The 19,997-nt window shown below is 42.0% G+C and carries 19 protein-coding genes; 3 read left to right on the top strand and 16 right to left on the bottom strand.

Annotation, left to right across the window (positions count from 1 at the left end):
• Positions 1-14: 14 nt before the first annotated feature.
• Positions 15-650, top strand: a complete 636-nt coding sequence (gene recU / locus ACR65F_RS11660; RefSeq protein ID WP_039041831.1) for a Holliday junction resolvase RecU — start codon at positions 15-17, stop codon at positions 648-650.
• Complete coding sequence (locus ACR65F_RS11655) at positions 650-3,424, top strand: PBP1A family penicillin-binding protein (RefSeq protein WP_440504494.1); 2,775 nt, start codon at positions 650-652, stop codon at positions 3,422-3,424. Before recU ends, ACR65F_RS11655 begins: the two co-directional genes overlap by 1 nt.
• 43 nt (positions 3,425-3,467) lie before the next feature.
• Here ACR65F_RS11655 and ACR65F_RS11650 read toward each other — a convergent pair whose 3' ends face one another.
• From ACR65F_RS11650 to ACR65F_RS11580, 15 genes are all read right to left on the bottom strand, one after another.
• A complete protein-coding gene (locus ACR65F_RS11650) occupies positions 3,468-3,800 on the bottom strand; it encodes a YpoC family protein (protein WP_440504493.1) in 333 nt (110 codons plus the stop codon).
• Complete coding sequence (nth, locus tag ACR65F_RS11645; protein ID WP_440504492.1) at positions 3,793-4,443, bottom strand: endonuclease III; 651 nt, start codon at positions 4,441-4,443, stop codon at positions 3,793-3,795. Before nth ends, ACR65F_RS11650 begins: the two co-directional genes overlap by 8 nt.
• 5 nt (positions 4,444-4,448) lie before the next feature.
• Positions 4,449-5,162 carry a DnaD domain-containing protein gene (locus ACR65F_RS11640; RefSeq protein ID WP_440504491.1) on the bottom strand — a complete coding sequence of 238 codons (714 nt, stop codon included), beginning with the start codon at positions 5,160-5,162 and terminating at the stop codon, positions 4,449-4,451.
• Positions 5,163-5,188: 26 nt separating this feature from the next.
• Positions 5,189-6,484, bottom strand: a complete 1,296-nt coding sequence (asnS, locus tag ACR65F_RS11635; RefSeq protein WP_440504490.1) for an asparagine--tRNA ligase — start codon at positions 6,482-6,484, stop codon at positions 5,189-5,191.
• Positions 6,485-6,535: 51 nt separating this feature from the next.
• Positions 6,536-7,735, bottom strand: coding sequence for a pyridoxal phosphate-dependent aminotransferase (locus ACR65F_RS11630; RefSeq protein ID WP_039041833.1), 1,200 nt, complete (start codon positions 7,733-7,735; stop codon positions 6,536-6,538).
• A gap of 31 nt (positions 7,736-7,766) precedes the next feature.
• Positions 7,767-8,252 (bottom strand): cell wall elongation regulator TseB-like domain-containing protein, encoded by a 486-nt coding sequence (locus ACR65F_RS11625; protein ID WP_039041755.1) that lies wholly within the window; start codon positions 8,250-8,252, stop codon positions 7,767-7,769.
• Between the two features lie 80 nt (positions 8,253-8,332).
• Positions 8,333-11,107, bottom strand: a complete 2,775-nt coding sequence (dinG, locus tag ACR65F_RS11620; protein ID WP_440504489.1) for an ATP-dependent DNA helicase DinG — start codon at positions 11,105-11,107, stop codon at positions 8,333-8,335.
• 197 nt (positions 11,108-11,304) lie between these two features.
• The gene (panD, locus tag ACR65F_RS11615; protein WP_440504488.1) at positions 11,305-11,685 is read right to left on the bottom strand and encodes an aspartate 1-decarboxylase; all 381 of its coding nucleotides are present in this window, start codon (positions 11,683-11,685) and stop codon (positions 11,305-11,307) included.
• A 3-nt stretch (positions 11,686-11,688) separates the two neighbouring features.
• Positions 11,689-12,555, bottom strand: coding sequence for a pantoate--beta-alanine ligase (gene panC, locus ACR65F_RS11610; protein WP_369795173.1), 867 nt, complete (start codon positions 12,553-12,555; stop codon positions 11,689-11,691).
• Positions 12,552-13,391: a 3-methyl-2-oxobutanoate hydroxymethyltransferase gene (panB, locus tag ACR65F_RS11605; protein WP_440504487.1), complete on the bottom strand. Its 840-nt coding sequence runs from the start codon at positions 13,389-13,391 to the stop codon at positions 12,552-12,554. Before panB ends, panC begins: the two co-directional genes overlap by 4 nt.
• Positions 13,392-13,631: 240 nt before the next feature.
• Positions 13,632-14,612, bottom strand: coding sequence for a biotin--[acetyl-CoA-carboxylase] ligase (locus ACR65F_RS11600; protein ID WP_125103681.1), 981 nt, complete (start codon positions 14,610-14,612; stop codon positions 13,632-13,634).
• Positions 14,590-15,768, bottom strand: a complete 1,179-nt coding sequence (locus ACR65F_RS11595; RefSeq protein ID WP_440504486.1) for a CCA tRNA nucleotidyltransferase — start codon at positions 15,766-15,768, stop codon at positions 14,590-14,592. The genes ACR65F_RS11600 and ACR65F_RS11595 overlap by 23 nt, the downstream gene beginning before the upstream one ends.
• Before the next feature lies 1 nt (position 15,769).
• A complete protein-coding gene (gene bshA, locus ACR65F_RS11590; RefSeq protein ID WP_039041761.1) occupies positions 15,770-16,906 on the bottom strand; it encodes an N-acetyl-alpha-D-glucosaminyl L-malate synthase BshA in 1,137 nt (378 codons plus the stop codon).
• Between the two features lie 210 nt (positions 16,907-17,116).
• Positions 17,117-17,914 carry a 4-hydroxy-tetrahydrodipicolinate reductase gene (dapB, locus tag ACR65F_RS11585; protein WP_039041762.1) on the bottom strand — a complete coding sequence of 266 codons (798 nt, stop codon included), beginning with the start codon at positions 17,912-17,914 and terminating at the stop codon, positions 17,117-17,119.
• Positions 17,911-18,249, bottom strand: a complete 339-nt coding sequence (locus tag ACR65F_RS11580) for a nucleotide pyrophosphohydrolase (RefSeq protein ID WP_039041763.1) — start codon at positions 18,247-18,249, stop codon at positions 17,911-17,913. Before ACR65F_RS11580 ends, dapB begins: the two co-directional genes overlap by 4 nt.
• A 104-nt stretch (positions 18,250-18,353) precedes the next feature.
• On the opposite strand from ACR65F_RS11580, the gene ACR65F_RS11575 reads away from it, so the two are divergent.
• Entirely contained in the window at positions 18,354-19,226 is an 873-nt protein-coding gene (locus ACR65F_RS11575) for a YitT family protein (RefSeq protein WP_039041764.1), read from the top strand.
• Positions 19,227-19,267: 41 nt separating this feature from the next.
• Here ACR65F_RS11575 and ACR65F_RS11570 read toward each other — a convergent pair whose 3' ends face one another.
• The gene (locus ACR65F_RS11570) at positions 19,268-19,939 is read right to left on the bottom strand and encodes a zinc metallopeptidase (protein WP_039041765.1); all 672 of its coding nucleotides are present in this window, start codon (positions 19,937-19,939) and stop codon (positions 19,268-19,270) included.
• Between the last annotated feature and the right edge of the window lie 58 nt (positions 19,940-19,997).

The following is a 19,997-nucleotide window of genomic DNA, read 5'->3' as shown; positions in this document are numbered from 1 at the left end:
GTGAGGTGAGTATGTTGGCGATACGCTATCCAAATGGCAAAAAATATGTACCTACTACAACGAATACTGCTGCCAAACCAACTTCATTATCTTTCAGCAATCGGGGTAAAACTTTGGAAGATGAATTGAATGACAGCAACGAGTATTATACTAGTAGAGGGATCGCAGTCATTCATAAAAAACCCGTACCTATTCAAATTGTTAACGTCCGATATCCGGCGAGAAGTGCAGCAGTAATCACTGAAGCTTATTTCAAAACTGCTTCAACAACTGACTACAACGGCGTATGGCAAGGGAAATATGTCGATTTTGAAGCGAAGGAGACGAAAAATAAAACTTCTTTTCCTTTACAAAATATACATGATCATCAAGTTGAGCATATGTCTCAAGTACACGAACAAGGTGGTATTGCATTTCTAATTATCCGCTTTTCTCTCTTAGATCGCTATTTCGTATTACCCTTTAGAAATTTCATCGGAACATGGACAAGGATGATTGATGGTGGCAGAAAATCGATTACTCTTTCTGAACTTGAGGAAATGTCAGTCGAATTACAACCTGGCTATCATCCACGTCTAGACTATTTACACGCTCTAACCGGTCTAGTTGAACAAACAACCGGTGAACGAATTGAAAGGCAGGAATCCTAATGGACAAAAATACTCCAAATTCAAGGACCGCACGCAGACAACAAGCGGAGGCGGAGCAGAAATCGTCGCGGAAACATAAAAAAACACCTAAAAAGAAAAAAGGTCTCGTTAAGACCATATTGAAAGCAATCGTTGTTATCGGATTACTATTTTTGATGGCAGGTGCAGGTTTATTCGCCTACTATGCAAGTACGGCACCCGCATTAGATGAAAGTCTATTAAAAGACCCGCTCTCTTCAAAAGTTTTAGATCGTAACGACAACGTTATTTACACTACAGGTAATGAAAAGCGAAAATATATACCATACGACCAAATTCCTAAAGAATTGGAAGACGCAATTCTTGCAACGGAAGACTCCCGTTTTTACAAACACCACGGAATTGACCTATGGCGTCTTGGTGGTGCTGTCCTTGCCAATCTTAAAAGCGGTTTTGGCTCTCAAGGAGCTTCGACATTAACACAGCAAGTTATAAAAAACTCATTCTTCACGAATGAAAAAACATTAAAGCGAAAAGCACAGGAAGCATGGCTTGCTTTTAAGCTAGAACGAAATTATTCCAAAGAAGAAATTTTTGAAATGTATTTCAACAAAGTCCTCATGTCAGGTAACAAATATGGATTTGGTACAGGTGCTGAGTACTTTTTCGGGAAAGAGTTAAATGAGCTGGAGCTTCCTGAAATGGCAATGTTAGCAGGGATGCCTCAATCACCAAATGCTTACAATCCATTCAAGCACCCTGAACGTGCACAAAAACGTCGTGATATTGTATTGAGACTCATGAACCAACACGAAAAAATCACAAAAGAGGAAATGGATACCGCGAAATCCATCCCGGTCACTGCTTCTCTTCTTCCTGAAGAAAAACGCGAAAAACCAATGGATATTAAATACCAAGCTTACATTGATATTGCTATGGATGAACTCCAAAAAGCAGGATACAAAGATATTGAGGCAGATGGTGTTACGATTCAAACCGCCCTAGATCCTAACGCACAACAAGCTGTCGAAAAAGCACTTGCAGATTCTAGCAACTTTGAATCAGATACAATTCAAGCAGGTATGACAGTTGTCGATACAAAAACAGGCGAGATTGTAGCAGTTGGTGGAGGTCGTGATTACAAATTATTTAACCATAACTATGCAAGCGACCAAAAACGACAGCCTGGATCTTCGATCAAACCCGTTTTAGACTATGGCCCTGCAATTGAATACTTAAACTGGTCGACTGGTCAGACAATCGTAGATGAAAAAACAAAAGGTATAAAAGCAAATAACGTCGACAATAGATTCAAGGGACCTATCACTATGCGTCAAGCAGTGTATGAATCTCGAAACATCCCAGCGATTAAAACATTTGAAGAAGTTGGTACTAAAAACGCCGGGGAATTTGCAAACTCACTTGGCGTACCTGTTAAAAAATTATACCAATCGGATGCGATTGGCGGAGGCGCCAATGACGTCTCTACTCAACAAATGGCAGGAGCATTTGCGGCATTCGGAAACGAAGGTATCTACAATGCTCCCCATGCAGTAAAAAAAATAATTTTACGAGATGGTAAAACTGAAATCAATCTTTCTCCAGATCCAGTTTCCGCGATGAAGGATTCCACCGCTTATATGGTGACAGATATGCTTCGTGACGTGATGACAAAACCAAATGGAACTGGAACAAAAGCAAACATTCCTGGAATGGACATTGCGGGGAAAACGGGTACAACTAACTATTCAGCTGACGACAAAAAGAAATATAACATTGGCCAGTACAGTGTACCTGACTCATGGTTTGCAGGATATACATCCGACTATACGATTGCAGTTTGGGGAGGACATGAAAAACGAAACGAACCCATAGTCGGTTTCCAAGGCGGACGCGATATGCCTAAAGTATTGTTCCGTCAAGTGATGAGCGATATCGCTTCTGGCAACAATCCGAAGAAATTCAAAAAGCCTAGTTCTGTTGAAGAAGCTACAATCGTCGCAGGATCTCAACCGCTTCAATTGGCAAGTAATAGCACACCAAGCAACCTGAAAAGTGATGAGCTATTTGTTCGTGGAACTCTTCCCGAGCGCACATATGTAGAGGAAGAGCCTGAGGAAGAAGTGACGGAACTTGAAGCTCCTACTGATTTAAGTGCAGAATATGACGCCGATAATCAGGAAATCGACTTAAGTTGGAACCACAATGAGCCTGATTCTGATGATTTTGATGGCGATGTCTCATTTGCAGTTTCAGTTTCTGTAGATGGCGGAGGATCCCAATCACTTACGGAGACAAACGATAAATCCTTCACATTCGGGAATGTCGAACCGGGTCATACGTATACGTTCTCTGTCATTGCAAAAGCAGATAATCTTGTTAGCTCCCCTGCTTCGACAACGCTTATGATTCAGGCAACTGAAGAAGAAGTGCCTGAAGAAAATCCTGATGATGAAAACCAAGGGGACTCTGATCAGGACAATGAGGATGACGGTCAAAATAACGGCTCTAACAATGACAACAACAACAATAATAATGGCAATAACAACAACGGGAACAATAATAATGGCAATGGGAACAACAACGGTAACAATGGTAATAACGGAAACAATAATGGCAACAACGGCAATGGTTCAGACGGAAACAACTCTGAAAATAATGGAGAAGGTAACGATGCTGACGGTTCCGATGGCGTCAGTAGCAACCCTTCGAATAACTCGGACTCCAATACAGCCAGTTCGTCGAAACCTTCTGGAACCAAACCTGATGATACAAAGACATCAGACGAAAACTGACAACAAAAAACAGCGACTTCGTAAAAACGAAGTCGCTGTTTTTTTAATTGGTGATAAATCGGGCAATCTTCTTTTTCAATTCCGTATAGAGCAAATTCAATTGAATGAGTGCAAAAGGACTTACTACCTTATCCTTGATGAATTGAAGGCGCTCCTCCCCATTCAATGGTTCCATCTTTGTACGACGATCAGAACCACCAACTGGAGCACAAACCTCTAATAATTCTTCATAATTTGCAATGGCAATCGCCATCGACTCAGAAGCATCGGATTGCTTCTGGTCATAACGCTGTTGAATTTCAGGCTTTAGAGACTCCCATTTATCAAAGTAAAGCATTACTTGGTCTTTTGTTAAAGTGGTTTTTGAATTATCCATTAGTCTTCATCCTCTTCTTTCCTTCTCGACATACAGAAAGCAGTGGACATTCCGGGCAGTTCGGTCTTTGGGCTTTGCAGTGATATCTACCGAAAAAAATAAGTTGATGATGCGTCTGTGTCCATCGTTCTCTTGGTGTCCATCGCATGATTTTCTCTTCAACTGCCAAGACCGAGTCTTTCCATCGGTTCATTGCCAAACGCTTTGCTACACGTTCAACGTGTGTATCGACAGCAAGCGCAGGAACACCAAACGCATTTGAGACTACAACATTCGCCGTTTTCCTACCCACTCCCGGGAGTGTTGTCAGCACGTCGCGATCTTCAGGGACTTCCCCACCGAATTGAGTTAGAAGCATGAGCGACAACGCTTGGATATTTTTTGCTTTGTTCCGATAGAGACCAATCGAACGAATGTCTTGTTGCAATTCTTCGATTGGAACTTCCAAATAATCTCCTGGCGTTTTGTACTTCTTAAACAACTCTGCAGTTACACGATTGACCAGCACATCCGTACATTGTGCGGATAAAAGTGTCGCAACGACCAATTCAAAGGCATTTTCGTGCACAAGCTCGCAATGAGCATCCGGAAACATCGTGTCGATTTCCTCTAAGCAATAGTGCCACTCTTTTTTAGTTAACATTCCACTCACCCATCCCTATCTTCAAGCCAGTTGTATAGGGGAACCCGTTTAACAGTTCCTTGTGCTTTTCCCTGTCGAATAGATTGCGTAGGGGAACGGAAGGCTTTGGTTTGTTTTTCGACATCTGCAAGTGTCGTTACATTTTTCTTTTTCCATTCAAACAAAATCCGATCGATATAACGCATACTTAGTTTCTGAGCAATAACAGCCTCTTTTAAAGCTGCTTTAATAATATTAATGCCGTGATGATCCTGATCAATCCACATCGCAATCGTTTCACATTCCATTGGAGAAAGAAGACGCCCAAATTCTTGTTCAAAAACGTGGAAGATTTGTCCTTCTTCTTCCTTTTCTTTTGCTTCGACTGTTTTATTCTGACTCCCGATTTCACATTCTAAAACCGCTTCCCATAAAGGAAGTAGTGAAAATTGTTCAAACAGTACTCCATTGGCATCACTAGTTTGGCCAATTTTTAAATATCCCTTTTGCATGAGACGCTGCAATACTTGGGATACCTCGTTTTCTGTGAGGTCCATCCGTGAAGAAAAATCAGATGGCGTCGGAAACTCAATATGTTGAGCACGGTAGGCTTCCATTTGTAAAATGAGCATGGCATCTGAATCTTGAATGCCTAGTTTTTTATAAGAGTTAAAAAAAAGCTGGGGAATAGTAACATTCCCCTGCTCAATCCACATCTGGAGCCGTTCATCTTGTTGCATATGGCGAACTCCTCCTTGTTGCTTTATTAAGGATACAGACGGTTAAGTAAACGTGGGAACGGAATCGTTTCCCGCACGTGCTCAACGCCTGAAATCCAAGCGACAGTACGCTCTAATCCAAGACCGAAACCAGAGTGAGGCACTGCGCCATATTTACTTAACTCCAAATACCATTCGTATGCAGAAGCATCTAGCTGGTGATCTTCGATACGTTGCTTCATGAGTTCATAGTCATGAATACGTTCAGATCCACCAATGATTTCTCCATATCCTTCAGGGGCGATCAAGTCTGCACATAGCACAACATCATCACGATCAGGATGTGGTTGCATGTAGAATGCCTTAATGCCGATTGGATAATTCATGATGAATACAGGTAGATCATAACTTTCCGCAATGGCCGACTCATGAGGCGCTCCAAAATCGTCACCCCATTGAATATCATCGAATCCTTCTTTGTGAAGGAACTCAATTGCATCGTCATACGTAATGCGTGGGAACGGCGCTTGGATTTTTTCCAATTTTGAAGTGTCCCGACCTAGACGTTCTAGCTCAAGTTTGCAGTTTTGAAGTACAGATTGAACAACGTGTGCTACAAATTGCTCTTGTACCTCTAAACTTTGAGCATGTTCTACGAACGCCATTTCAGGCTCAATCATCCAAAACTCGATTAAGTGACGGCGAGTTTTCGACTTTTCAGCACGGAATGTTGGACCGAATGAAAATACTTTACCAAGTGCCATCGCAGCAGCTTCCATGTAAAGCTGTCCTGACTGTGAAAGATAAGCATCCTCATCAAAGTATTTCGTGTGGAACAACTCTGAAGTTCCTTCAGGAGAAGAACCTGTCAATATCGGTGGATCGATTTTGATAAATCCATTCATGTGGAAGAATTCATACGTTGCGCGAATAATTTCGTCACGTATTTTCATCACTGCGTGTTGCTTCCGTGAACGCAACCAAAGATGACGGTGATCCATCAGGAATTCTGTTCCATGCTCTTTAGGTGTGATTGGGTAATCTTCCGCTACTTTAATCACTTCAATCCCTTTAACTTGCAGCTCATACCCAAAGCTTGAACGTTCGTCTACAGTAACCTCACCTGTTACATACAAGGAAGTCTCTTGTGTTAAACCTTTTGCAGTAGCAAATAATTCTTCACCAGCATCTTCCTTAACAACAACTCCTTGTACAAAACCAGAGCCATCACGTAATTGTAAAAATGCAATCTTACCGCTTGAACGCTTGTTGGCAAGCCATGCTCCAATTCGTACTGTTTCGCCTTCATGATCAGGCATTTCGTGAATCATAATCGTTTTCATAAGAGCCTCCAAAGTTTTTCTAGGTACTTGTACTACCTAGTCAGTTTTCGTTCAGTCGTTCCATTTCTCTTTTACAAATTGGTCTATACGGCGCACAGCTTCTTCTAACAAATCAATAGAAGTCGCGTATGATAATCGAATCGTTTCTTCTGAACCGAATCCGCTACCTGGGATAACTGCCACATTTGCTTCTTCCAGTAATGCTTTTGCAAACGCATCCACGTTTTCATAACCTGTATGTTTCACAGCTTCTGATACGTCTGGTAGCAAATAGAATGCACCTTGTGGTTTCACTGTATGGAAACCGGGAATTGCCTGGATTTGCGGATAAATACGTTCTAAACGAGCGCCGAAATCTTTCCGCATAATCTCTACTGCATCCTGTGAACCATTATACGCTTCGATTGCCGCATATTGTGAAGTAGTTACAGGATTTGATGTCGAATGGCTGGCAAGATTTGTCATCGCTTTTACGACTTCTTCGTTCCCGGCAATGAACCCAATACGCCATCCTGTCATCGAATGTGATTTTGAAACACCGTTAATAATAAACGTGCGCTCCTTAGCATCGTCTGACAATGTTGCAATGGAAACATGTTTTGCCGTTCCATAAACGAGTTTCTCATAAATTTCATCCGAAATGATCCAAATATCGTGTTCCTTACACACTTTCGCAATCTCTTTTAGTTCTTCTTCTGTATACACCATTCCTGTAGGATTACCAGGAGAGTTAAGGATAAGTGCTTTTGTTTTTGATGTAATAGCTTGCTTAATCTGACTGGCCGTCACTTTGAACTCTGCTTCTGCAGCTGCCTGAACGACAACAGGTACTCCGCCTGCAAGTTTCACTTGCTCCGGATAACTCACCCAGTATGGTGCAGGAATGATCACTTCATCTAATGGATCTAGAATCGTTTGGAACAATGTGTACAACACATGCTTTGCGCCAATCCCGATCATGACTTCAGTACGCGCATACGTTAAGCCTTGGTCCTTTTCCAACTTCCCAATGACTGCATCCTTTAGAGCAGGAAGACCACCAGATGGTGTGTACTTTGTCTTTCCCTCTTTCATAGAATGCCATGCTGCTTCCAGTATAGGCTCGGGTGTATTGTAGTCAGGCTCTCCTGCACCAAGACCAATTACATCAATACCAGATTCTTTCATTTCTTTTGCTTTAGCTGTAATCGCCAAAGTTGTTGAAGGTGAAAGTGTAGTTACTCTGGATGCTAATTGCTTCGCCAAGTCCATCGCTCCCTTTACCAGTGCGTTCATGCACTTCCTATAAGTTTAAAATTCGCTTTTGCCACTGTCCATCTGAAAATGAGACATACACGTAATTCAGTTTATTGTCCTCATTTTTGAATGCGACTTCCCATACAGCAGCATCGTCTTCCTCTCCCAGTTTAACATGGATGAGTTTGTTGACGTTCATTTCTTGTTTGACCGAGGATAATGCTTGTTTTGCGGTTATACCTTTTTCAAGAGTAATCACGTTCAGATCCTCATCTGATTTCGCCTTCTCGTTTACAAAAACGGCTTTTGAAACACCTTTTGAATCTTTTCCAAAGACCACTGTAAGTGATGTTGTGCCATTGTACACTTCAGCCCGATCTGCTTCTTCTAAAAGACCCGCATCCAATACTCGATTGGTCGCATTTTCTTTTAACGTAGAAGCAGGTTCATAAGCTTTGTAAAAGACAAATGACGTAAAAGCTAGCGTTAGAGCAAAGAGAAAAACGGCGAAAAATTTTATCCAGTTTATCACTATTTCACTTCCCACTCTTAATGGGTTTAGACAGACCTAGATTGATTTTTTAAAAACGTATTCATCTAAGTCCGTTAGACTCATTTATTATAGCAATTATTAAGTTCATCTACCATACGTGCAAGTGACACTTTTTTAACAGGCACGTCTGGCAGCGCTTCTAAAAATTTCTTACCATATGATTTCGTTTCAATTCGTCGATCCAAGATGATGAAAAAACCAGTATCTGTAGATGAGCGAATTAGTCTTCCAAAACCTTGACGTAGTCTCAAAATTGCTTCAGGTAATGCATATGCAGTGAATGCATTTTTCCCCATCTGGTTCAGTAGGGCAGTTTTTGCTTTAAACACAGGTTCAGACGGAGAAGAGAAAGGTAAACGCACTATAATAATTGCTGATAATGAGTTACCAGGGACGTCAACCCCTTCCCAGAAGCTATTTGTACCGAACAATACCGCTTTTTCATACTGACGGAATGATTTTAACAATCTATACCTACTACCTGAGCTGATGCCTTGAGCGATGAGTGCATAGTCTTCCAACAATCCACTGTCTGAAATGAGTTCATGGGTTTGATTCAGCATATCTTGCGACGTAAAGAGAACAAAAAGTCTCCCCTCAGTTACCATTACCGTTTGGACGATAGCCTCCGCCACTTCTTCTACATATTCTTGTTGTGCGACTTGCTGAATGTTCGGCATATCATCGATAAGAAAGATCTGGGCACCTGTATAGAAGTGTTCAGGAGCAAGTAACTTCAGAACGGGCACCTCTTGGGCAACACCTAATTGCCGTGCAACAAAGCGCTCATCGCTTTTCACAGATAATGTCCCAGACGTCCATATCACGCCTTTTTCCTCAGTGAAAAATGAGTTCAGTGAATTACGGATCACAGGTGCACTGTCAATAGGACTTTTAATGACTGTGAGACTTCCCGGGATACTTCTTTGGTCTTGCTCCATCCAAACAGTTCCATCCGATTCTTTATCAAGGAATAATTCGACCCATTCTCCAATTTTCACGCGAAGCTCATCTATCCAATAATGCCATTCTGTAAGAATCGCTTGTTCTTTATCGGAAAGACTTTCCACTTCCCGATCCAATCTTTTAACATATGTCGAAGCTTGCTCAATGAAGCTATTCATGGATTGGAACACAGTTTCAAATACGATTCGGTCCGCCGTGATGTCTTCTAAAGCAACATGAAGTCGACTCCCCTTAACATGACCTCTTTGAACTGATTCTGACCCTATTAACTCATGGATAGCAGCATCAAAAGCAGAAGAGAATTTCTCGAATGCTGTCAAAAGGTTTGAACGCTCACGTGAACGATGTAATCTCTTTCGTATTAGAATCCCTTCGATGCGACGACTAATTTGGTCATCTGCTTCAGAGCCAATTTGCCCCAGTACATATTTCCAATTTGTATAGGAGAATATGATTTCATTTGTTTTATAGGCCGCGTGTATAAACTGATGGGCTTCATCGACAACGAGTCCGCAAGATTCCTTAACAATTTGTTCCTTACTGGCTCCATCACTGAGAAGTAATGCATGGTTCGTGATGACAATATCTGCATGACGGCAATTTTCTAAAGCGATTTGATGATAATCCACTCCAACTTCATCTTCTGCAAGAACCGATGACCGTTTGCGGATTCGATCGATATACAGCATGCCGCCACCTGAAAGATTAAGTTCGTTGACATCGCCAGTCGTGGTTTCCGTCAGCCAAACTAAAAGTTGCATTTCAGTGAATATATTGTCATAACTCGATTCGCCACTTAACAACAGTTCAGCAAACTTTGCTAACGAAATATAATTTGAACGCCCCTTCAACACGGTAGCTTGAACTGGAACAGATAATGCTCTCGAGACGACGTCAATTTCTTCTTCCATAATTTTATCTGCCAAATGATTCGTGTACGTACTCACAATGACTGCTTGTTTTGTTTCCACTGCGCGAATGGCTGCAGGTAGCAAATAAGATACTGTCTTTCCTATTCCTGTAGGAACCTCAACCATGATCTCCGTTCCTGAACGTAAGGATTTCCAAGCAGCATCCATGAATTGTAGTTGCGCGCTTCTAGATTCGTAGGAAGGATATGCTTGAATGAGCAACTGGTCTTTTTCATCTTGACTGATTGGATAGGTAATTTCTCTAGGTTTAAGGTTTTGGATGAGCTTGGTTTGCCGAAAAGGAATTCCCCGGAAATGAGAGAGATGCGGGTAAAGCGTTTTTTGACGCGCCTCTACTAGCGCTAGATAGAATATTACGGATAGATCTGTTTTCAACGAAAAAGAGCGTTTATGTAAACGAGTTATCGTTTGTTCTGGAAGCAATTTGACTTTTTCAATACATTTAAGTAACAAGTGGGCTGTCGCTCTTGCATCATCATCTGCACGGTGAGCAGCGGAAAGTTCGATTCCAAGTTCCTCTGTCAATTCTTTTAAACGATAGCTGACAGCCGATGGAAACATGATTTTTGAAAATTCGACTGTGTCGATTTGTTTTCCTTGCCATCGAGGGATTCCACAACGTAGAAACTCTTTTTGCAGAAATGTTAAATCGAAGTTCGTATTATGTGCGGAAAAAACCCATCCCTCTAATAAGTCTCTCACTTCTTGCGCAATTTCTTCAAATAACGGTGCATCTTTTACCTCGGCGTTCGTGATATCCGTTAGTTCTTGTATAAAAACAGGGATTTTTTGACCGGGATTGACAAAGCGGACATACTCGTTTGTGAGAATGCCGTCTTCAATGAACATGATGGCAATTTGAATAATCCGGTCGCCTTTTTCGGGGGAATGACCGGTTGTCTCCAAATCGACTACTGCAAATTTTAGATTTTCCATGGATTCATCAACTTCCTGTATCGGTTTCCTACTGCAGATTGTACCATATATTCAGTCTAGGCTCTAAAGGAAGGGTGCGAACATGGCAAAAAATAAAAAAGCTATCCAGAAAGTCAGTAGATACTGTTTCTGGATAGTCATTTAGTTTTAAATAAGAATACAATATGCGTTTCTAAATGCAATTCACATAGAGATTATCAAACAATTACACCGTGGGATTCTTGGATAATTTGGTTTACTTTGTTATGTTCATCCATGAGTAGGACCATTGGTGTATGTTGTTGCGCTTCTTCGTCTAGCATGAGAGCATACGCAAGTATGATGACGATATCTCCTGGTTGAACGAGTCTTGCAGCAGCACCATTAACGCAGATCATGCCACTGCCACGTTTCCCTGGAATGGTATACGTTTCGAATCGTTCTCCGTTGTTATTGTTGACGATCTGTACTTTTTCGTTAACAAGGATATTGGCTACATCTAGTAAGTCTTCGTCAATTGTAATGCTTCCTACATAATTCAAATTGGCTTCTGTAACTGTAGCGCGGTGTAGTTTACTTGTGAGCATCGTACGGAACATGATTCAGCCTTCCCTCTCAAAAATGATATTATCGATCAAACGAGCTTTTGGAAATTGGACTGCACAAGCAATGATCAGATCTTTCGACATAGCGGTCGGTTCTTCCAATAGTGGATAGGTCAGTATTGATATATAGTCAACGGTCCCCGATGTCTTTTTCTCAAGTGCTTCTGTGACAAATTGTTTAACTGCATCAATTGCGACCCCTTCAAGGACTAAAACTTGCCCCTGTTGCAACGTTTCATATAGTGCTGGTGCTTCGCTTCGTTCTTGAGAAGAAAGGTTCACATTCCTCGAGCTTTTTGCCAATCCATCTAACTCCCGAACTGTTGGAACGCGAACTATGGTTGCTGGACAGTTGTAATCACGGAAAAACGTTTCAATAATCGCAAGTTGTTGCGCATCTTTCATGCCAAAGTACACGTTGTTTGGTTGCACGATATTCACGAGCTTCAAGACCACTTTCAACACGCCATCAAAGTGACCCGGACGCGATGCTCCGCATAACCGGTCTGCCAGAGGACCTGGAACTATACGTATACCCCCATCAGTTGGATACATTTCCTCTACTTCAGGACAAAATATAATGTCCGCCCCCGCTTGCGCAGCAAGTCTTACATCTGCATCCAAATTGCGAGGATACGCTTCAAAGTCCTCCCCTGGTCCAAATTGAGTAGGGTTTACGAAGATACTAACTGCGACGCAGTCATTGTTCTCTTTCGCTTCCCGTATTAACGATACGTGGCCTTCATGAAGAAATCCCATCGTTGGAACAAAACCGATTGTCCGATTCGATGCTTTCATGTCTTGCTGCCATTCAATCATTTTTGAGATTGAAGCTGTACATTGCATTGGAGTTGTTTCAGTCACTGGTTTCCGCCTCCATACAAATTCACTAATTCTTCTTCTTTCATCGTGAACTGATGCTGCGCGACGGGAAACGTTCCTGTTCGTACTGCATTTGTATAGGATGAAATTCCATCTTGAATAACTACTCCAGCATCGCTAAAGCACTCCGCGAATTTCGGTAGACGATGGTCTCCATATTTTACAAGGTCGTGGAATACAAGTACTTGGCCGTCTGCTTCTGCCCCTGCGCCTATTCCTATGATCGGAATACTGACCGCTTTCGTTAACTTCTCAGTCAACTGATGGGGGATGCACTCGACAACAATCATGCATGCACCTGCTTGTTCACACAATATCGCATCATCCAACAGCTTACGTGCAGAATCCGCTGTCTTTCCTTGTACTTTGTAGCCTCCAATAACAGATGCCGATTGAGGAAGTAACCCTAAATGGGCAACAACTGGGATCCCTGTGTTCGTAAGTAGCTGAATCGTATCCAATACTTCATCAGCTCCTTCGACTTTAAGCGCGTCTGCCCCCGTTTCTTGAAAGACCCGAATTGCTTCGTTAAGAATTCGATCTTGTGAGCCTCTAAACGTCCCAAAAGGCAGATCGACAACAAGAAACGTATCTTTTGCGCCACGTCTTACCGCTTTTCCGTGATGAACCATTTCATCCGAAGTCACATATACAGTTGAAGGATAACCCAGAACGACCATTCCAAGAGAATCCCCGACTAGCAAAATATCAACATCTGATTTTTCAGCAAAAACCGCTGTTGGGTAATCATATGCTGTCATCATCACAATTTTGTCACCCTCAGCTTTCATCCGTTTCAATTCCGTAATTGTTTTCATTGTTCTTCTCCTCTCCTATTCAGGAGAAAACCAAAACATAAAAACCCTTCTAGTCATAAAAAGACAGAAGGGTTGTGTAGGATATCGTCATAGGTTTCCTCCGTCCCTGTCAATATGATCAAGGCAGATTTATTTAATTGTGTTCACGTACTGGTATTACAGGTGCGATTCAATATGATATCGCCCTTCTCAATCACTATAACATCCAATGTGGGTAATTGCCAAATGGTTTTTAATTGTTCAGATAATGTGAATATCAGCTGAATAGATTCCTCGTATGGTTCCATCGTCAAGCACTACTTCAAGACGTCCGTCTTCTGAAATACCTCTAGCAGTCGCTTCATAGGTGTCTTGCAGCGTCGAGATGCGAACACGTTTGCCGATGGAGTCTGCGTAGCTTTCCCAAAGGAGTTTAATGGGGGCGAATCCTTTTTCGACGTATAGCGCAACGTATAATTCTAAATAATCCAAGACTTTTGCCGCCAATTTTGCACGGCTAACCGGTTGCCCTTCTTCAATACAAAGAGATGTAGCGATTGAACGAATCTCTTCAGGGAAATCTTCTGACTGCTGATTAACGTTCATGCCGATACCAAGAATGATGGCTTTTACACGATCCGGATCTGCTTGAAGCTCTGTTAGAATCCCTGTTAGTTTACGACCGTCCACCAAAATGTCATTCGGCCATTTTATAGTCGGCGTGACATCCGTCAGCTCTTCGATAGCACGTACAATAGCGACTGCAGCCACAAGAGTCATTTGAGGTGCTTGCTGCGGGGTTAACCTGGGTCGTGTAATGACGCTCATCCAGATCCCCTTCCCAGCTACAGAAGACCAAGGGCGTGACAGTCTCCCTTTACCGGCGGTTTGCTCATCAGCAATAATAACAGTCCCGTCGGGTGCACCATTTTGGGCTTCTTCGTGTGCAAGTATCTGTGTCGATGGGCACGATTCAACATGACGAATGTTGCGTCCGTAGTTTTCAGTTTGCAAAAACTGTTGAACCGCCGCAGGACCTACTGTATCTGGTGAGTCGATTAAATAATACCCTCTTTTTCGAATCGAGCCAATTTCATACCCTTCACTTTCAAGTTCTTTTACATATTTCCAGATGGCGGTGCGGGATACACCATACTCATCTGCCAATTGTTGTCCTGACACTGGATTATCTTTACCTGCTGACATTCTTTTTAGCAACTCACTTTTTACATTCGTATTCATGTAAAAACCATTCCTTTATCGCATTCTGTTCGTTCGGAATTACTTGATGTAGGACAGCGTGCTCAATGGCTTGAATCGCCTCTCCTAGCCATCTTCCTGCTTTTTTATCTGTCCATTCCATCAGTTGTTCACCTTTCACAGCTAATTCTTGCTTGGAATGGATCGGTAACCCATTCATTGCTTTCTCGATCTCGTTTTCATCGATTGTTACTTGATATGTGAAAGCAACTATCATCTTTTCAACAGACACCAACGTCGAATACTCGGATGCGTAATAATCATCGATTGTATAAGCGCGCTGTTGTCTAATATCAAAGAACTTTTGTATCGATTTCAAATACAACCGTTCCTTGTTTGATAATTTATATGCTCTTACGACCTCGGATGCATCGAAGTCACCAGCAATCATCAATGACGCCCACCCCTCAAGTGAATTTCGGAATGGAGCACACTGTAACCATGTATCTTGCCGCTTAGGGAATAAAGGAAGTGCCTCTGACAAATTTGTTTCTGCTAGTAACTTCAAAGCATCGTGAGCAAATTTACCTTGAAACAATTTATCGAACTCGCTTTTAATCCGCTCAACAGAGAGAGTTTTAATAGTACTGGCCAGGGCTGTAATCGATTCTTTTGTCGAGGATTCCAATTCAAATCCAAGTACAGATACAAACCGGACTGCCCGAATCATTCGAAGCGCGTCCTCATTAAAGCGTTCACTTGCATTCCCAACGGCCCGGATTGTTTTAGTCGACAAATCTTCCCTACCATTAAAAGGATCTACTACTTCTCCGTCCATTCGAAGAGCGAGGGCATTGATAGTAAAATCTCGTCTTTTCAAATCTTCTTCTAGAGAAGTTACAAAATGGACTTCATCCGGTCTGCGATTATCTGAATACGTTCCTTCCGTACGATAGGTCGTCACTTCAATCGGTTCGCCTGATTCGATCACCAATACGGTGCCATGCTCTGTTCCGAGGTCTATTGTGTTCTTGAAAACAGATTTTACTTGGTCAGGGGTCGCTGAAGTGGCAATATCGATATCTGTTGGTTCTTTCCCAAGAAGAAAGTCCCGTACAGCTCCTCCTACAAAAACGGCTTCATACCCAAATTCGTTTAAACGAGTGATGACTGTACGGCTTTTAGTAGTTCCAAACATATTAGCATTCCTTCTTTTGCAAGTCATAATAAAGCTTTTCATATTGTGCGACGATGGTGTCAGATGCGAACTTCCCTTTTACAGTTTTCATCGCGTTCTCTTTCATCTGTTGATGAACATCGCTGTCACTCAAAATACGGAGCGTTTTTTCTGCAATCGCATCCGGGTCACCTATAGGCACTATATGACCATTAATCCCCTCTTCAATCACTTCAGGAATTCCTCCTGCCTTTGTACCGACTGCAGGAACTCCACATGCGAACCCTTCTAATAACACAAGTCCGAATGCCTCTTTTTCAGAAGGAAGTACCATGACATCACTGAATGATAAAAGTTCTGGCAAGTCATCACGTTTTCCGGTAAAAATTACTTTTTCAGTAACGCCAAGCATGTCCACCAACCTACGAATTCTTGGAACCTCAGGACCCTCTCCAACTAATAAAAGTTTGGAGGGAACTTTTTCTACAATCTTCGCAAATGCACGAATCAGATCTGGAATTCTCTTGACACTTCTAAAATTTGATATATGAATGACTACTTTTTCATCCTTCTTAATATCGAAGTCCTCACGTAAAGATCCACATTCAACAGGATGGTACGTATCTTCATCGATGAAGTTATAGATGGTTATAATATCTTTGGTAGGCTCTATTAGCTCTATGGTTTCTTTACGTAGTGAGTCAGAAACCGCTGTTGTAATATCAGACTTATCAATTCCATATTTAACTGTATTGCGTAGTGCTGGATCGTGTCCAAGAATCGTCACATCCGTACCATGTAACGTCGTAATAATACCGATATCCGATTGAATCATGTCTTTCGCCAACACTGCTGACACTGCATGAGGAACCGCATAATGAACATGAAGCAAATCTAACTGATGCTCCTCAACGACTTGACCGATTCGATTTGCAAGAGCGATATCATACGGAGGATACTTGAATACTGCATATCCATCGATCCTTACCTCATGGAAATGGATATTCTCATGAGGTTCGTTATATCTAAACGGAAGGCTAGACGTTATAAAGTGAATTTCATGACCTTTTGCAGCCATTTTAATAGCGAGCTCCGTAGCTACTACTCCCGATCCTCCTAAGGATGGATAGCAAATGACACCTATTTTTAATCGTTCCATCCCATCATCCCTTACTTATTAAGATTTCATTACGTTATTTACAAATGTATAGTGCCCTTGGTTATCGCTCCAGTCGAATGATTTCCGAAAGGCTCGATTTCAATCCAATTAAAACACAGTGAGTTCGATGTCACGCGTAAAAGTCCTTCTATTTTGCTCTCCTACAAACAACTAACTTGTAGAGTGCATCACACTCTTTTGTTCAACATTTTAGATGAGTTCTTCTAACCCATTGATAAATTGATGTTGACTCATAGACTCACGCACGGCAAGAAGAACACCTGGCATGAAGCTTTTGCGGTCGAACGAATCGTGGCGGATGGATAATAACTCACCTTCACCACCAAGTAACACTTGCTGGTGTGCAAGCAATCCAGGCAAACGGACACTGTGGATCTTCATACCTTGGACGTCAGCCCCTCTTGCGCCATAAGCGTTCACTTGTTCGTCTGGATGCCCCTGTAGGTGCGGTGTCCTTACGCTCGAAATCATATCAGCTGTTTTAACCGCAGTCCCTGAAGGAGCATCCAACTTTCGGTCATGATGCATTTCGATAATTTCAACATCCCCTAGATAATGAGCGGCTTGCGCAGCAAACTTCATCATCAAAACTGCACCAATTGAGAAGTTAGGAGCTAAAATACAAGATAGTTCTTTTTGTTCGCTCAACATTTTCAACTGATCGATTTCTTCCAGTGTCAAACCTGATGTTCCAATAACAGGACGTATACCCAAAGTCAGCGCTTTTTGAGCATTTGGAAAGACTGCTTCCGGATCCGTTAAATCGAGAAGTACATCCGGCCTCGCAACTTCTGCCAATTTTGCAATAGAAGTATATACTTGAACTCCAGGTGAATGCTCTATAAGTGTACCCTCATTTATGTACCAACCATCGTATTTATAGTCAAGTGCTCCTACAAACTCCATATCTTGAGCTTCATTAATTGCTGCTGCTGCAGTACTTCCCATTCGTCCACGGGCACCTGCGATTGCGACACGGATTGTCATTTCATTTCCTCCTTTTTGGTCCAGCGGTCTGCGTCACGCGTTTTAAACTTATTAAGAACAGTATCCAATGCCTCCGTCAACTCAATTCCTTGAGCATTCGCAAAACAAATGAGTACAAATAACAAATCACCTGTCTCTTCAGTTAAAGTGCTCGCGCTTTCAGAACTCTTCTTTTTCTTCATACCATGTACATGCTGAACTTCACGGGATAACTCACCTAGTTCTTCTGTCAAACGGGCTATGAGCTCCATTGGCGGAAAGTATCCTTCTTTAAAGCTTGAAATGTATGCATCTACCTCTTTTTGCATTGCTTTCATCGTTTTCGATTCACTCATTGTCGCTCACACCTTTCTTTACTTATCGTATTCATTCATCTTCCTGTTGTCAAAATATATTGGATGACTGATAATAACACTAGTGCTTTTAGGAGAGTGATGAGATGTTCAAGGATATAAAGTTTAAAAATTTGTTTTTCATTGTACTCGGAGCTGCCATTTTCAGCTTTGGACTCGTTCATTTTAATATTCAAAACGAGTTAGCAGAAGGCGGATTTACAGGTATTACATTAATTCTCTTTTTTGCTTTCAAATGGGACCCTGCCATTATGAACTTAGTACTTAACATCCCTATGTTCATCATAGGATGGCGCATGCTCGGAAAGCGTATATTCACCTATACCGTCGTAGGGACAATTGCCGTCTCTGTTTTTCTAAAGGTGTTCATGAAGTATCAAATCGATATCCATCTTGAGGGAGACATGTTCCTTGTATCGTTATTCGCAGGTATCTTTATCGGTGTGGGACTTGGAATCATCTTTAGATTCGGAGGTACTACAGGTGGTGTAGACATTATTGCGCGGCTCGCCCAAATCCATTGGGGATGGAGCATTGGGAAAACGATGTTCATGTTCGATGCTGTGGTTATTCTGGTCTCTTGGTATGTGTATCTAGATCATCGTTCAGTCATGTACACGCTAGTTGCGTTATTTGTCGGTGCTCGAGTCATTGACTTTGTTCAAGAGGGCGCATATGCCGCAAGAGGGGCGTTTATCATCTCGGATCATCAAGATGCGATTGCAACTAAGATTGCTCTTGAGATGGACCGTGGAGTGACAGTGTTTAAAGGGTATGGCCACTTCACAAAAGCGGATCGTAGTATTTTGTACTGTGTCATCGCGAAGAACGAAATTATGAGGATGAAGAATATTATCACCTCAATCGATCCACATGCATTTGTCTCCGTTTCTGATGTCCATGATGTGATGGGAGAAGGCTTCACGTTAGACGATAAGAAACAACCGATTCCAAGATGAAAAATGCCCTACGCTAAAATTTAGCGTGGGCATTTTTTTGTTTAGTCACGGTTTAAGAAAATTGTTACAAGACGTAGCAATTCAAGTACAGCAACAGCAGCTGCTGCAACGTATGTCATTGCGGCTGCACTTAAAACTTTTTTCGCATGGGGTTCTTCTTCGTTTCGAATGATTCCTAGCTCAACAATTTGAGTCATCGCTCTACTCGAGGCATTGAACTCTACTGGAAGCGTGACAATCTGGAATACCACTCCGACTGCCATCATGATGATTCCGATTCCGAGTAAACTGTTCATGCTTGAGAAAATCAGACCCGCCATGATAAACAACCAACTTGCGTTAGAAGTGATTCCAGCTACAGGAGCGAGGCGATGTCTAAATCTAAGGAACGCATAAGCTTCCTTGTCTTGGATGGCGTGACCGACTTCGTGAGCGGCTACAGCTGTTCCAGCGACAGATGCCTCGTGATAGTTTTGACTCGATAATGCAACGATTTTAGTTACTGGATTGTAGTGATCGCTCAAAACTCCTTGAGTTTCTACGACTTTTACATCTTGTAGGCCATTGTGGTCTAAGATTAGACGAGCGACTTGTGCACCAGTCATTCCAGATGTTGAACGAACTTTTGAATACTTGTTATACGTACTTTTTACTTTGAACTGTGCATACAATGGCAACAAAATTATGATGCCTAAATACACTAAGAAATTCAACGGTCCTCACCCTTTCCCTACTCCCTATTCTAGTGTGCTTGAAAGTGACTCGCAACTT

The sequence above is a fragment of the Sporosarcina sp. SAFN-010 genome (genome assembly GCF_059415065.1).
Note: the sequence above shows the minus strand (reverse complement) of the source record. Positions and strands in the feature narration are given on the sequence as shown.